Raw genomic sequence first — 15,189 nt, 5'->3', positions numbered from 1 at the left:
CCGGTCTCGACCGGTCCTGCTTGATCCTTCATTAAACTCTCCGAAATAGGGACAGCTGACCTTCGCCGATCAGGCCGCCTCAGGCAATGACGGGGAATCTCGGACACTCACTCTTCGCCGACACCGTTGGCGGTGCGAACGCCAGCGCGAATCTCTACTCGCTCATCGAGACGGCCAAGGCCAACAACGTCGAGCCGTATCGCTACCTCGTCGCCCTGTTCAAGAAGTTGCCGCTGGCGCAGACAGCCGACGACTACGAGGCCTTGCTGCCCTGGAAACATCACGCTGCCAATCTCGTAGCCCAGCCCCTGCACTTCATCAGCGTCGATGAACAGGGCGCGGTTTATTGACGGCTTACGGACAGCACGCGTAGGGCCAGATAGATCGCCCTGTTGCGCACCACAGCGTCCTCCTTGATCTTCACGCGCAGGGCGTCGAAAAAGATCAAAAGATCACCGGGTACATCGGGTAAGGCGGCCTCGCCTGCCAAGCTCCGAACCGCGGAAGTTGCGCGGCTGCGGGGCTCGAACCGGTCGGTAGCCAATTACGACCATCTGGAGGGCCTTCAGCCCCACCTGTGGGCCTTGGAGTGGCCGCGCACGGGATTTGCCTCCCCCCCGCGTCAAAATAGTTGTCGCCTCCTTAGAACGAGAACCTTGGGGGCGGCGATGAAGGACGAGAGTGGCTCGATACGAAAAATCATTCAAGGCCCGTGCGGTAGCGAGGTTGCTGCCGCCGGAGAGTTGCGCGCTGGATGTGGTTGCGCGTGAGGTTGCCTTCGATCCACAGCCCCAGGATGTCGCGCGTGCCGTCGGGCAGCACGCCCAAGGCCAGGTAGATGGCCTTTTTGCGCACCACCGCGTCTTCCTTGATCTTCACGCGCAGGGCGTCAAAGAAAATCACCGGGTGCATCGGCTCCAGAGGACGCGCCTGCCAGGCGCCAACCTCGGCCATGATGGCGTCGGTGACCGAGCTGATGAACTCGGGCGAGACCTCCACGCCGTAGCTCTCCTGCAGGAAGCCCTGAATTTCGCGCATGGTCATGCCGCGCGCATACATGGCCACGATCTTGTCGTCGAAGCCGGTGAAGCGGCGCTCGTGCTTGTGGATGAGCACCGGCTCGAAGCTGCCAGCGCGGTCGCGCGGGACCTCGATGCGCAGCGGCCCGTCACCGGCCAGCACGGTCTTGGCGCTCCTGCCGTTGCGCTGGTTGCCAGCGCTGGCCTCGGGCTTGCTCGCGCCATTGGGGTAGCCCAGGTGGTGCGACATCTCGGCGCCCAGGGCGCGCGCTCGATGAGCGCCTTCTTGAACGCGGCCGTCGCCTCGTTGACGGCCTCACCAGTCATCGCGCCGGTGACGAACTGGTCAATCAGTTCCTTGGGAATCGACGGCAGCACCGCCATCCGGGCGGCAATCGCCGCGTTCTTCGCCTTTGCCTTGCTTGCTGGCATAGATGCTCCTGGTCGTCATGCTATGCCTCGAACACAAAATTCAAGACAGGCTCGACCCGATGGATGTCTTCTCGCCTTTGCCGGCGAACCAGGCCGTAGCCTTTGCCAAGATGTCCCTCTCCTGCTTGATCTGTCGATTCTCTCGGCGCAGCCGCACGAGTTCCTCGCGCTCAGCGCTGCTCAAGACGTCTTTGCCGCGCGCAGGTTTGCCACTGTCAACAGCGGCTTGTGCCACCCAGGTTGAGATGCTCTGGGCAGTGCATCCGAACTCACGCGCGAGTTGCGTCGGCGTGCGGCCCGCCTGGACCAATTCGATCATCTGTCGGCGGAACTCAGCCGGGTACGGAGGCTTCGGTGTAGGCATAACGGACTCCTTCATCCATAAGGAACAGACTGACACGACGTCCATGTGCATCTGAAACGCCGTCCAGTCACGCAAGTTACAGTTCGAGCCGGACCGAAGTAAACGTTCTGGGAGCGCCCATGCAGGCCCTTTTCATCAGCTACAGACGACAGGACAGCGAAGCCTACGCCGGGCGTTTGGCCGATGACCTGATCAAAGCCTTTCCCGAGACTTCAGTCTTTCTCGACATTGAGGGCATACCGCTAGGCGAGGACTTCCGAGACGTCATCTCCTCAAAAGTTGCGGAGTGCGATGTTTTACTCGCGGTGATCGGCAAGCTCTGGCTCGATTGTGTTGACGCGAACGGCGACAAGCGCTTGTTTCACCAAGACGATCTCGTTCGCATCGAAATCTGCGCCGCTCTCGATAGGAAAATCCCTGTCATTCCAGTGCTTGTAGCTGGTGCGAGCATGCCCCTCCCCGATCAGCTTCCTCCGTCTATCACACCATTGGCATTTCGCAACGGCTTCGAGATATCCACCCCCCGCTGGCGTTCAGACGTAGCCAGCCTCGTCGCTCGGCTCCAAAAAGAGGATGGCGTTGCGTCCTCGCGGCTTTCTTGGCCGCTTTGGTTCTCGAGTCGAACAAGGGCATCGCTGGCGGTTGCCGCTGCGGCCTTGATCGTTGCGAGCCTCGCCTTTGTGTCTTGGCAACCAGAGGCAGGCAACGATCAGCCGAGCAAAGGGAGCGTTGGATGGATCTACGTGGGAATGCAACAAAACGGGGCGTGGAACAGAAATCAGGCTGACTGCAGGCAGCCGCTCCGGACACTGCGGGTGAGCAGCCTTCCTCAGCGAGGAAAAGCGTACCGCATGGTGTGGCCCACTAACCTTCGCGATACCTCACCGGAGCAAGCCCGCCCACGAGCACGCCCCACCATGACGCCCGCCACGACTGTCTTGTATCCAGGACGATTGGTAGCAGTGGACGATGTCCGCGAGTTTGAGGTGACTTATCCAGACGGTGAGTGGATCTGGATCTGGGCGCACGTGACGGTGAAGGATCTGCCGGTCACGGATGAATCGCTACTTGAAAAATGGATCGGCCGATCACTCTTCTCATCAAAAGAAAACGACGGCCCGCCACTATCGCCAAACGAGGGCCCAAGCTGCTAATCGCGACGAGGCAGGCAGGAAGGCCGCGTGGGTACGACTGCGCTCGCGATACAAGCATCACGGCAGGCCGGTGATGGCGAAGACAGACTCCAGTGCTTTGCGCGCAGTTGCCCGACCTGCCCCGTTGAGCACAAGGCAATGCAGGTCGATGTTGAGCATGGACGACGCCCGAGGCGTTGGATCTTCGTGACCGCGTCGCCGTTTGCGAGATCCGCAGAGCGCCGCACGATACGAAGAACCTCGCCACTTGCAGCTGAAAGTGAGCGCCTAACGTGCCCGGACTCGCCGCAGCGCAGGCGCGGGCACCCGTGCGCCAAGAGCCGCACGCGAACCTGGCCGCGAGGTTGCTCGGACTGCCACAGTGCACGGAGGAGCACGATTTGAAGAGAGCCAGCTACATAAGGCCAGAGTAGTCGCTAAACCCGGGGGTTCGGCCGGCCGCAGCGCTGTAACTTTCCGGCGCGCGCACTTCGGTGGGGGCATCTCCATATATTTGAGGATGCCGTTTCGGGAAAAAACCGTCTGATCAGACAAACTGGCCCGCCAGTGCGTGTTTTGACAACTCTATTGGGTGTAGAAAGCCGGTCCTGAGCCCTTCTACATCAAGGCCCCCACAACAACGCAGGAGTGATCATGGCCGATCGAGGAGACAAGACGAACTCGTCGCACGGCGAGATCCATTTCGTCGTACCTGGCACCGAATTGACCGGCAGCGCGCGTTCGGCGCGCGCCGGTGCTGGGCTCACCGGATCGACCTCGGAGCACGGCGAAGTGAAGCAGGCTGTTCGCGTAGGCATGCGGCGTGACGGCGGCAGCGACGTCACGCTCACGGCTAGGCCGGGAGAGGATGTTGTAGAGATCGCCATCGCCAACGGCCCGACGCTCGTGTTGCACCCGCAAGACGCGCTGGAGTTGCTGCGAGCGCAGCGCGGCGGTGTGCCGCCGCAGAAGCGAGATGGCAGCGGCCCGGCACTCAACGTGGTTAACGTGTCGTCACAGCTTGCCTGGCAGGGGTTGGAAGACAGCGAAGGCACCACCACGCGCAGCGGCCTGCTGCAATCGATGGGCGGTGTGGTGCTAGACACCATTCGCGTCGTGAGGCGCGTCATGGGCGGCAAGGCATCCACGGTTACGGCCGAGGCCATCAGCGCGCTGGTGGACAGCCAAGTCGACGCCGGTATCTACAAGTTGTCTCTACAGCCGCTGACGTCTCTCAAAGGTAGCCTATCCAAGATCGCGGGGCGCATCGACGCTCCAGCCGGCGCGCCCAGCCTCGTGCTCATTCACGGCACCATCTCCAGCACTGAGGGCACTTTCGCCAAGCTCTGGCAACTGCACCCGACTCGCGTGGAGAAGCTGTTTGGCCACTATGGGGGCCGTGTTTACGCACTGGACCACCCCACGCTGGCGGCCAGCCCGTTTGCCAATGCGCTGACGCTGCTGCGCCAAGTGCCAGACAACGCCGAACTGCATCTGCTCACACACTCGCGCGGAGGCGTCGTGGCCGAGGTGGTGGCGCGCATCGTCGGCGGCCAGGGGCTGGATGCCGATTCGATGGCGTTGTTTGCGGACACCGACGACGCCAATTACACCAGGCATCGCGAGGAACTCGTCGAGCTAAAAAACCACGCCAGCCGCGGCATTCGCGTCACGAGGATGGTGCGCGTGGCCTGCCCGGCGCGCGGTACCCTGCTGGCGTCGCGCCGACTCGACGCATACCTGTCCGTGTTCCGCTGGGCGCTGGAGTTGGCGGGGCTCACCGTCACGCCCAAGGTCGTCGAGTTTCTCGGCGCCGTCGCCGCCGAGCGCCTGAAGCCCGACGTGCTACCGGGCCTGCAGGCCATGGTGCCCGATTCGCCCACAACGCAGTGGCTCACCCAGCCGGCAGACGAGCCACTTAAGGGCGAACTGAGGGTCGTTGCTGGCGACATCGAGGGCGATTCGGTACTCAGCTGGCTCAAGACTTTGCTCACCGACGCCTTCTACTGGACAGACCACGACCTCGTCGTGCAGACCCGCTCCATGTACGGCGGCGCTCCGCGCGGTGAGAACGGCGCATCCTTCGTTCTGGACCGCGGCGCCAAAGTGAGTCACTTCCGCTATTTCGAGAATGAACTCACCGCAGCTGCCATCGTCGACGGCCTCGTCGCCAAGGCTCCGCCCGTCGGCTATCGGCCCATCGGGCCGCTGTCCTGGGCAGGTAAGGACACCACCGGCGATCGTGCCGGGAAGCCGGTGCACAACCCGGCGCTGCCGGCTATCTTCGTGCTGCCGGGCATCCTCGGCTCCCACTTGGCCGTGAGCGGCAAGCGCATCTGGCTCAGTTGGCGATTCGTGAATCAACTCGACCGCATCGCCTATCCCGGCCCGGCCACGCCCGATGGAGCCATTGGCGCCACATACGACGCCCTCATTGCCCACCTGAGCGGCACGCACGACGTGCACGAGTTCAGCTTCGATTGGCGTCGCCCCATCGAGGAGGAGGCCCGCCGCTTGGGAGACGAGGTGCTGGATGCGCTCGAGGCCCGCAAGGGCAGCGGACAGGCGGTGCGCTTTATCGCGCACAGCATGGGCGGTGTCGTCGCGCGCACCTTGCAACTGGAGCGGCCCGAGGTTTGGGAGGCTGTGTTCCGCCACCCGGACGCCCGGCTGCTGATGCTGGGCACGCCCAACGGCGGCTCCTACGCGCCGATGCAGGTGCTCAGCGGCGACGACACTTTCGGCAACTTGCTGTCCAGCTTCGGCAGCCTGTTCGACGGCCACGAAGCACGTCAGCTCATCGCTGGCATGCCGGGCCTGCTGCAGCTGCAGGCCGACCTGATGCACGAGAAGCTCCGCCTCAACGATCCCGCGGGCTGGGTGGCGCTGCAGAAAGCGGACCTGGACGCCGTCGATAGACGCATCGAAGCGCAAAGCTGGTGGCACCGCGATCTGCTGCAAAAGAAGCCGCTGCAATGGGGCCTGCCCGACCAAAAAACTCTCACGCGCGCTGTGGCACTGCGCCAGCGCCTGGACAAGCAGAGCGAGGCCTTACCCAACGTGGAGCAAGTGCTCCTCGTCGTGGGCCAGGCCAAATCCACCCCGACCGGCGTGCGCATCGCCGACGACGGCGTGCAGTATCTCAATGCCATCGACGGCGGCGACGGCCGCGTCACGCTGGACCGCGCCATGCTGCCTCGCGTCAAAACCTGGCAGGCGCCTGGCGCCCACGGCAGGCTGCCCGCGCTGGAGGGCTGCTTCGACGCCTACGTCGAGCTCCTCGACAAGGGCGACACCGACAAACTCAGCCTGATCGGGGCCGGAACGCGTGCCGCCGCCGGCGCGCCCGGTGCACCCGCAGCCGCCGTGGAGGCCACGCGCGCGACCCATGGCGGCCGCCACGGCGAGCCGCCCGAGACGGCCGAATCCGTTTTCCGCTCGGGCGGCGACGCGCCGCCGCCTGCCACCGCGCAGCCAGGCCGGCTCACCGTACGCATCGTCAATGGCGACCTGCGGTTGCTCGCCGGCCCGCTGCTCATGGGCCATTACCGTTCCTTCGATCTGACCGGCGCAGAATCCGTCGCCAACCGGCTGCTGGGCGGTTCCATGGACAAGGCGTTGCGCACCGGCGCTTACCCGTCCAACATCGGCGCTGCGCAGGTGTTCAACAATACCTACCGCCGCCCCGACGACCCATCCCTCTTGCCGCGGCCTTCTGCGGTCGTCGTCGTCGGGCTGGGCGAGGAGGGCGAGCTCAACCTAACCGCGCTGAGCGACACCGTGCGGCTCGGTGTGCTCGCCTACGCCCAGCGGGTGGCCGAGCAGCGTGATGCGGGTACCGTCTTCGACCTCTCGGCCGTGCTCATGGGCAGCGGCGGTAGTAGCATGCCCGTGGCTACCTCCGCGCAGGCCATTGCGCTGGGCGTGCAACAGGCCAACCAACGCTTGGCCGCAGTCGGCTGGCCGCAAGTGCGCGCGTTGCAGCTCGTGGACCGCTACCTCGACCGCGCCGCAGACGCGCTGCAGGCGTTGCGATCGCTGTCCAGCGCGCTCGCGCAGGATCTGGACTTGGCACCCCTCATCCGCCGAGGCGCCGGCGCGCTGCGCCGCCTGCCCGAGGCCGGCTACCGCGGCGTCGACTATGACTTCATCGCTGTCGGGCAAGGCAACGAACAGTCGCCCCTGCGCTTCACGCTGGACACGCGCCGCGCGCGCAGCGAGGTCACCGGCGTGCGAACCCAGAGTGGCCTAGTGCGCACCCTCATCGAGGAGGGCGCCTTCAACGGCGGCGGCCGCGACACCAAGACCGGCCGCAGCCTCTTCCAGCTTATGGTGCCTGTGGAAATCGAGCCTTTCTTGGCCGAGTCTAACCAGGCGCTGCTGCAGCTGGACCACTACTCCGCCCAGTACCCCTGGGAACTGCTGGATACATCACCGCTGGAGGAGCGCGCGGCCGGGGACAGACGTCCCTGGGCGCTGCGTTCGCGCCTGCTGCGCAAGCTGCGGACAGAGGACTTCCGCGAGGCACCTAAGTACGCCGGGCACAACGGCGCCGTCCTCGTCATCGGCGAGCCGCTGTGCGACCCCGACCGCTACGGACCGCTGCCCGCCGCCCAGCGCGAGGGCCGCCAGGTCGCCGCCGCTTTCACCGAGGCCGCCACCGGCGACAACGGTAAGGCGCAGAACGTGACCCTGCTCCTGCAGCGCGATGCGGCCGACGTTACCAATGCCGCCTTCAACGACAACTACCGCGTGATCCACATCGCCGGCCATGGCGACTTCAGGAAAGTAAAACGCGACGACGGTGAGCATACAGTCGGAGGCATCGTGCTGTCGGGTGACTTATTCTTCGGCCCCGACGAAGTGCGCGCCATGCGACGCGTGCCTGACCTTGTCTTCATCAACTGCTGCCACATCGGCCGCATGGAAGGCAAGGCGCTGCAGGGGCGCCGCGAGTTCGCCCGCAACACCCCAAAGTTCGCCGCCAGCGTAGCGGAGGCCCTTATCGAGATGGGTGTGCGTTGCGTAGTGGCGGCCGGCTGGGCTGTCGGCGACGCGCCCGCCGCAGCCTTTGCACGGCGCTTCTACGACGAACTCCTGGCCGGCGAACCTTTCGTCACTGCGGTCAACCGTGCTCGCGAGCAGATCTGGGGTCAGTTCCCCGACAGCAACACGTGGGCCGCCTATCAATGCTACGGCGATCCCGGGTGGCGCCTTGTTGAGGGCCCGAAGGCCACCGGATCCAATGCCACACCGCCAGTCCATTCTGCCGAAGGTCTCATCCTGCGGCTGCAGGCCCATGCCCAAGAGCTTCAGTACGGCGACGACGCCGGCAAGGAGCGCTCGAAGGCAGAGGTGCAGCAACTCGATACATCTTATGGCGACACCTGGCAGGCCAGCGGCGAGGTCTGCGCTGCCTTCGGTGCTGCCTACGCGGAGGACTCAATGTCCGATCGCGCAATCCTTTGGTACCAGCGCGCCTGCAGGGCCGAGGACGGAGGCGGCAGCGTGAAGGCCTTGCAGCAACTAGGCAACCTCAAGGCTCGCGCCGGAGAAAAGCTCGGCGACCGCGAAGCCGTTATGGATGCCATCAGTCTACTGGACCATGCCTTCGCGTTGGCCCGTTCATCTGAAGGCGCCAGCCTGCTCGGATCGGCCTGGAAGCGGCTGGCCAAGCTAGACGAGAAGGCCGGCGCGAAGCCCAGCTCGCGCCAAGTGCGCGTCACCTTGCAGACGGCGCGCCAGCACTACTTCGCCGCCGAACAAATTGCCCGCGAAAGCAAGGCTGACGATTTGTTCTACCCACTCGTCAACCGAATCCTCATCGACATGCGCCTCGGCACCTCGGTACCCAAAGTGGACTTGGACAAAGCTCGCGCCTGCTACGAAGCGAAGCTCGACCGCGATCCCGACTTCTGGGCGGCCGTCGGTAGTCGGGTCGAACTCGACATGTATGCCGCCTTCGCCGAACGGCGGCTGTCCCGAGTGATAAAGGTGCTGAAGGACGAGATCAAGGACCTTCGCCTGCACACCACCTCACGCCGACTGTGGGACTCAGTGTCCACGCAGGCGGAGTTCGTGCTCCTGCCTTGCTGGAAAGACCCAACTTATCCAGCCGCCGAGCGTGAGGCCATCGCCGACATACTAGAGGCGCTCGGCTCTGCGGCCATTAGGGCCCTCGCGCTGGCCTCTAAGCCGGTCAAGAGGGGGGCTGCTCGGAAGCGTACCCAGCCGCCGACGCCACTGGCTCCAGTTGCAGCTTACAGCCGAAAGGCCGCGACCAAGACTCCCGTCAAGACCGCCGCCAGGGCCGCAAAGACGCGCAAGGGCAGGTGACAGGTGCCGACAAGCCCCGTTGGGCAAGCTCTATCGATCTGAAATTCGCGTGGGACTCAGTTAAACGTCGTCCTCGTTGTCGCTGTGGACATCAGTTCGTCAGCAGAGGCCTGAAAAAACCCAGAACCGCAAATGCAGTCAGCGCCAAAGCCACCCCCACGGTAAGCCGAACCGCCCGATGCTCTCTGCTTCTTGGAGCGGTCACAGAATTGGTCGTACCCGCTCCGAAACCGACTGCGGCGGCTCTTCGCTGTCCATGCGGCGCACGATGTCGGCGCAGGTTCCCGCCTCCAACAGCCATTCATCCAGATCATGGGCGTCAGCGCGGCCAAGCAGGCAGCGAACACTCAACGGATTGGATTGCTCATCAAGCGCAACCCCACTGACCGCTTCGGCAGGGCGTCAGATTGGCACCGAAAGTACGATCCGATCATCCGTCCAAGTGCAACAATGAGTGCCGTATCGAACACTGCAAAGACCATCAACGAGGCAAGCATGCACCTTTTTATAAGTTGGTCGGGACCACGCAGCAAAGCGCTTGCAGAATTTCTCCGGGATTTGTTACCCAACGTCTTGCAGAACTTGAAGGTATGGATGTCAGAGCATGATATTGAGGCGGGCGCGAGATGGTCCACCACCCTTTCTGAAAGGCTCGCCGGATCCGATGCAGGAATTGCATGTGTTACATCAGAAAATCAACATTCACCTTGGCTATTGTTCGAGGCTGGAGCGCTATCAAAGAGTCTTGAGAGTGGGCGATTGATCCCACTACTACTCGACATTGGACCGAGTCAGATCACATACCCTTTGGCGCAGTTTCAACTTCTTCAATGTGATCGCCCAGGACTTGAGAAGCTAATTTTTTCACTCAACAGCATGACTACCGAGCCGATAGAGCCACAGAGACTGGGACGTCAGATCGAAAAGTGGTGGCCGGACATCCAGGCGGCAATCGCTTCTACCAACTCTATTCCCGTCGCAGTATCCAGCGTTCCAAGCAGGTCAACGCAGGACATGTTAGGTGAGGTTCTTCAAGAAGTTAGAGAGCTAGCGAAGACTCGCGCATCCCTCCCATCTGGATCTGACCGGATTTGGGTTGATACTCGCCCTCTTATTGGGTCAGACGGACGAATGATAGCGATCCAGGATCTAAATGATTTGACAGTCTCTGCCTTTCTCGATGAAATTTGGACGGAGCTGAGCCAAATGCAAGATATCCCTCCATATACCTATGGAACCAAATGGATGCTCTATAAGGATACAACCGCACTTTCGGACCTTGGCAAATCCTATATAGAGTCGCGCGGTCGAAAGAAAGACAATCGAAACATTCGCAGATTCAGTATTCAAGCGGGCGACATGCTAGAAGTCCGCGAGGCCAGGGCACAGGGGAGTGAACACGTTCAATAAGGATTGATCTCCGTTTCAGTTCATTCCGTGGCGCTCCGTCCGACATTCCCGTTTCAAATCAACAGGTTGCGGACAGCTAACCATGAAGCTTGGCCCATCGCATAACAAAGTCAGTTCTCGAGCAAGGACCGGACTCCAAAGACTGCTAACCGCCACAGAATGCACCGAAACCGAGATCACCCCTTAAAGCGCGGCCTCACACGTGCCGGCAGCCGTGGGCTTTTAGGGGGCCACCAATTTGAATAGGTGGACGCCATTCCTCACGCTCCTATCTCGGGCAAGCCAGGTGGGATGGCAAGACGCTCACTCACGACTGATTTGCAGAGTCGACTATTTGCGTCCGGCAAGTTCGCTTGACTTCGCTTCCGCGCGCTGGATTACCTGTATCGGGAGATCGACAATTAGATCCTCTACGCTTTTGTAACGGTGTACCTCCAAAACCCAGGGAAAACGCTTGAAGTGCTCGAACATTCCGTACTCATCATGCGTCGACTGAAGGATTGGCAAAACTGGCACAGAAGGAAGAGCGGGAACTATCAGCAGGAGCTCTTGAGGAATGCTCTTCGCGTCGGTAATATCCGCGATCACAAATCTGGAAAGGTGCGCAAGCGTAGAAACAGTCTCAGTAATATCGCGCGAAGAAGGCCTGTCGAAATCAAATACTACCGGGAGGTAGTTTCGACGGCCTAATTCGTTGCGGACTGCATCTAGTATGAATTTTCGCTCCGGTGTGAAACGCCCCAAAATTAGAACGACCTTTGATGTGATCGTATCGATCGCGAACCGAATTCTTTGATTGTTGAGCAGCAGATAGATGAACTGCGCGACCTCGAGATTGTCAACCGTAACCACCGGACGGTCTCGATCGGAGATGACCAAGTCCCGTTGAACAGCCCCTTGGAGGTTCACACCCCAACTGGATATCCCGAAGACCCGACAGCCCGTTAACATTGCGCCTGCGAGGTTTGTGTTCACCATCGAGGCTTGCGTGAGATCAGCCCCGGCGAGATCCGCACCAAGCAAGTCCGCGCCGTCGAGGTTGCAGCAGCGAAGCGACGCACCCGCAAGTTTGGCCCCAGTCATTTTTGCCCCGCTAAGGTTGGCGCGCTCCAGATTCGCCCGCTCGAGCACCGCGCCGTTAAGGTCTGTTCTTTGGAGGTCCGCGCCGCTCAAGTCAGCATCGCAGAAACTAGTGCTACTGAGGTCCGCGTCCGCGATCCTCACACCTCGTAGGTTTACGCCGTCAAGGCGTTCACCGGCAAACTTTATTCCGCAAAGGCTGTTCCCAGGAATGACTGACATTCCTTCAGTCGTCGAATCGGAGAGGGTGATCGTGCTACTCGCGGATGGACCCAAGATAGCGCGCTGAAAGCAGTTCCGGTTGAGGATTGCGCCATCCAAATTGGTTCCGATAAGATTGGCCTTCGTGAAATCGGAGTTAGTGATAGCACATTCGCGAAAATCCGCGCCCACCAGCATCGCAGCCTGGAAATCCGCTTTGGCAACCTTCGAGCTGCTCAGATTTGCCCAAGAAAGGTCCGCTCTGTTGAAAATAACTTTAGACAGATGCGCGCCTCTGAAATCTGCGGCCGTGAGATCTGCGCCTTTAAAGTTCACCTCGTGAAGATTAGCGTCGCGAAATACTACGTGCATCAGGTGCGCATTTCTGAGCTTGAATAGGTCGATCACGGCGGCATCTGCGATCTCAACCGGAGCTTGATCGATGTTACTGAAATTACTGACTTGCAGCTGTGCGGCCGTGAAATCCGCACCCGTAAGGTCGGCGTCCTTAAATTCCACCCTTATGAGATTGGCGACTCGGAAAACAGTCTGTATCAGACTTGCGTACTCAAAGTCGACGCGATCAATGCTTGCCTTTTCAAACTTTACCGAAGCCAAGTCCGCTTCGCTGCAATCAATAGTTTGCAGCTTTGCAAGTGTGAAGTCCGCCCCAGCAAGGTCGGCGCCCTTAAAGCTCGTGCCCTCGAGATGGGCGTCGCGAAAAACAACCTGCGGCAGGATTGCATTCTCGAAATTAACGCGCCTGATATTGGCGCCTTCAAAATTCGCTGCATTCAGATTAGCGCCGCGGAGATTTAGCCCATCAATGTCCAACCGGCTCAAATCGGCCTCAGCTAGGTCCGGCGTGATGGAGGCATTCTGCGCTCGCCATTCATTCCATACCTGTTTGCCTTGATGTAGCAGAGCTATATGTTCTTCGTTTGGCATCTTGATTGCAACGGCACTGCCGGCCACTCGTGCGCATCCGTGCAGTCCAAGTTTCTAATGCGATCGTCGGCCTGCGGATAGTAAGGTCAGTCGTCCGGTCAACTGCATGAGAATGGCTTCTACGGCTGCGTGCAGTTTTTTGCACAATTTCAGTCGATTCGCGCCCGCTGCTTGAGTTCCTGCAGGTAGCTAAGTGCCAAGCGCCTATTGAGCGAGGATTTGTCCACGACGTCGACCACCGTACGCCGCGCCTGCCCCGGCGACACCTCTCTCGAAGTGCTAACGGGTACCAGCTCGCAAGGGTAGGAGACCAGCAGGAGCAAGTAGACGACGCTGGCACGGCTTAAGTCGGCAATTGACACCGCGCTGGATAGCAATGAGCCGCCGAACCATCGCTGCAACAACTCATCGCTCGCAGTTTTCTGCGCTTGGCTCTCAGCGGCGTGCGCCTCGGAGCCACCATAGGCGAAGGCGGGAAGCCAAGCGTCGTCGAGTAGGAGGCGAGTTGCAGTTTGGGCATTGTCCGGCAACTTGAGGCGGCCGGCGGCGCGCTCGAAGCGCGCGGTTTGGCCATGCATGCGCCCGACGAGGGCCAACACCGCTGACGTGGGCACCAGCCCAACCAGTCGTTCCTCGTCCGTGTGGCGCGTGCTGTCCACGACTAGCAGCCACCGAACCTGGGTGAGGCGCTCAGCCAATGCGGCCGCAAGATACAGCCGGGTAGACCACCACACTTCTGCTAAGTCAATCTTCAGCACCCGCTGCGAAGGACGCGCCGTCGCGATGCCATGCGCGATAGACATGCCGCCGGAGTCGTTCAACGGAGATGAGCCTGGCCCCATACCTAGGCTCACGGTCTCTGCCAAGTCGATCTGTCGGCTGAGCCCCGTCATCGTGATCGCGGCGGCCACGCGGGCCTCGAGGTCAGCCGGCGTGATGAACCAAGCCACGATACGCTCTTGCTGCAGTTGGGTGCGCAGGTCGCGGATTCGCGTCGCATCGGCTGGTGCTTCAGGGCCGCGCAGATGGCCGTCAATCATCGCGGGTGGCCACGGCGCGCGCTCGTCCAGCAGGAACGCGAGAATCGGCAGGCCGTTCTGGCGAGCGCGAAGGTATTCGTAGTGCGTGATCGACGTCGCGCCTGGTACGGCAGTTGTGACGGCGGGCAATGGCGGTTGACTCGGTGCAGATTGCGGCACGTATCCGTAGCGCCACGCGAAAACACCGACGTACGCCTCCGACCGGTCGACCATTTCCAGCACCTTGGCCAAGGGTGTGTCAGCCGCCGCGACCATATCTTCCATCGCTAGGACCTCGTGTTGAAGTCAGCTAACGGCGCTAGCTAAGTCAATAAACGATGCTAGCCGCTCAATGAACACTGCTAGCACGCCTTGGTCATGACCCCAAAGCGAATATCCTGTTCGTGTCGGCTCACCACGGCAAGCAGCTTTTCGAGGTTCGCGCACGCGAGCACCCGACCGGCTGGCAGCGTCTGGAACTCGTCCCCATGGACAGAACAGCCAGGTTGACTCTGATCGAGCCACTCTCTTCGCCAGATCGGCGCGGTGACATCCAACGGATTCAGGAACACGCACCGCGCGCAGTAGCAGAAGTGTGTCCTTGGTCCTTCCCAGTGCAGGGGAGTCTGGATCTCGTTGATGCCTTGCGAGCTGATCCTGGTCAGTGCCGCGAGACGGCCCACCATCTGTTGCTTCAATTTCGGCATCAGCAGCCACTCCCGACCGTCAGGCATCTGCAGGTCCAGTTCGCACGTAGCCGCGAACGCCTGCACCGACATTTGGTAGCGCGAGGCGATGCGCCCAATCCATCCACCCAGCACCTCGGCTTCGAACGGCCTGGGTGCATACGGCAGGGGGCGATGCCTACTGATCAGCGAGTGCGACATGTTCGAGGTGCGCAAGCGTGATCCGTTCCGAACCATCGAGGACCGCGAGTGACGCTGCTTCATTGAGCAGGCGCGAGATCTCGCCCGTTAGGCCGCCGCTCGCAACGAGAATGAACTGGACGATGGGCCGTTGCATCAGGTCCGAGGGCTTGCGCAGCGGGAGCACCCGCTCGAATGCACCCAGCAGCCGCCGAAGATCATCACTCTCGCGCCACCGCGGAATCTCGAATGGCGTGAAGCGGCTGATCAGTGAGTGTCCGAGATTCCCCGTCATTGCCTGAGGCGGCCTGATCGGCGAAGTTCATCTCTCCCTATTTCGGAGAGTGCAATGACGGATCAAGCAGGACCGGTCGAGGCCGG

The 15,189-nt window shown here is 61.5% G+C and carries 7 protein-coding genes and 4 pseudogenes; 4 read left to right on the top strand and 7 right to left on the bottom strand.

Going from position 1 to position 15,189, the window contains the following annotated elements; all coding sequences use genetic code 11:
* Positions 1 to 110 precede the first annotated feature (110 nt).
* Positions 111 to 350, top strand: a pseudogene (locus WKW79_RS36095) (transposase domain-containing protein); the annotation flags it as partial.
* A gap of 11 nt (positions 351 to 361) precedes the next feature.
* On the opposite strand, the pseudogene WKW79_RS36090 reads toward WKW79_RS36095, so the two are convergent.
* The 3 genes and pseudogenes from WKW79_RS36090 to WKW79_RS36080 all read right to left on the bottom strand — a co-directional run.
* Positions 362 to 492: pseudogene (locus WKW79_RS36090) on the bottom strand (transposase); the annotation flags it as partial.
* 285 nt (positions 493 to 777) lie between these two features.
* Positions 778 to 1,451, bottom strand: a pseudogene (locus tag WKW79_RS36085) (IS256 family transposase); the annotation flags it as partial.
* 40 nt (positions 1,452 to 1,491) lie between these two features.
* Positions 1,492 to 1,815: a transposase gene (locus WKW79_RS36080; protein WP_340340041.1), complete on the bottom strand. Its 324-nt coding sequence runs from the start codon at positions 1,813 to 1,815 to the stop codon at positions 1,492 to 1,494.
* Positions 1,816 to 1,934: 119 nt separating this feature from the next.
* Between WKW79_RS36080 and WKW79_RS36075 the strand changes: the two genes are divergently transcribed.
* From WKW79_RS36075 to WKW79_RS36065, 3 genes are all read left to right on the top strand, one after another.
* Positions 1,935 to 2,969, top strand: coding sequence for a toll/interleukin-1 receptor domain-containing protein (locus WKW79_RS36075; RefSeq protein ID WP_340340040.1), 1,035 nt, complete (start codon positions 1,935 to 1,937; stop codon positions 2,967 to 2,969).
* Between the two features lie 633 nt (positions 2,970 to 3,602).
* On the top strand, positions 3,603 to 9,284 hold the full coding sequence (locus tag WKW79_RS36070) for a DUF7379 domain-containing protein (protein WP_340340039.1): 5,682 nt from the start codon (positions 3,603 to 3,605) through the stop codon (positions 9,282 to 9,284).
* 312 nt (positions 9,285 to 9,596) lie between these two features.
* On the top strand, positions 9,597 to 10,694 hold the full coding sequence (locus tag WKW79_RS36065; RefSeq protein ID WP_340340038.1) for a toll/interleukin-1 receptor domain-containing protein: 1,098 nt from the start codon (positions 9,597 to 9,599) through the stop codon (positions 10,692 to 10,694).
* Between the two features lie 330 nt (positions 10,695 to 11,024).
* Here the strand turns inward: WKW79_RS36065 and WKW79_RS36060 are convergent, their stop codons facing one another.
* From WKW79_RS36060 to WKW79_RS36045, 4 genes and pseudogenes are all read right to left on the bottom strand, one after another.
* Positions 11,025 to 12,950: a pentapeptide repeat-containing protein gene (locus WKW79_RS36060; RefSeq protein WP_340340037.1), complete on the bottom strand. Its 1,926-nt coding sequence runs from the start codon at positions 12,948 to 12,950 to the stop codon at positions 11,025 to 11,027.
* 122 nt (positions 12,951 to 13,072) lie between these two features.
* Positions 13,073 to 14,233 (bottom strand): annotated as a pseudogene (locus tag WKW79_RS36055) (DUF4062 domain-containing protein); the annotation flags it as partial.
* 71 nt (positions 14,234 to 14,304) lie between these two features.
* The gene (locus WKW79_RS36050) at positions 14,305 to 14,844 is read right to left on the bottom strand and encodes a TniQ family protein (RefSeq protein ID WP_340340036.1); all 540 of its coding nucleotides are present in this window, start codon (positions 14,842 to 14,844) and stop codon (positions 14,305 to 14,307) included.
* Positions 14,807 to 15,103, bottom strand: coding sequence for a hypothetical protein (locus WKW79_RS36045; RefSeq protein WP_340340035.1), 297 nt, complete (start codon positions 15,101 to 15,103; stop codon positions 14,807 to 14,809). The genes WKW79_RS36050 and WKW79_RS36045 overlap by 38 nt, the downstream gene beginning before the upstream one ends.
* Positions 15,104 to 15,189: the final 86 nt, after the last annotated feature.

This window comes from Variovorax robiniae, assembly GCF_037889955.1.
In the GTDB taxonomy this organism is placed as follows: Bacteria; Pseudomonadota; Gammaproteobacteria; order Burkholderiales; family Burkholderiaceae_C; genus Variovorax; species Variovorax robiniae.
Note: the sequence above shows the minus strand (reverse complement) of the source record. Positions and strands in the feature narration are given on the sequence as shown.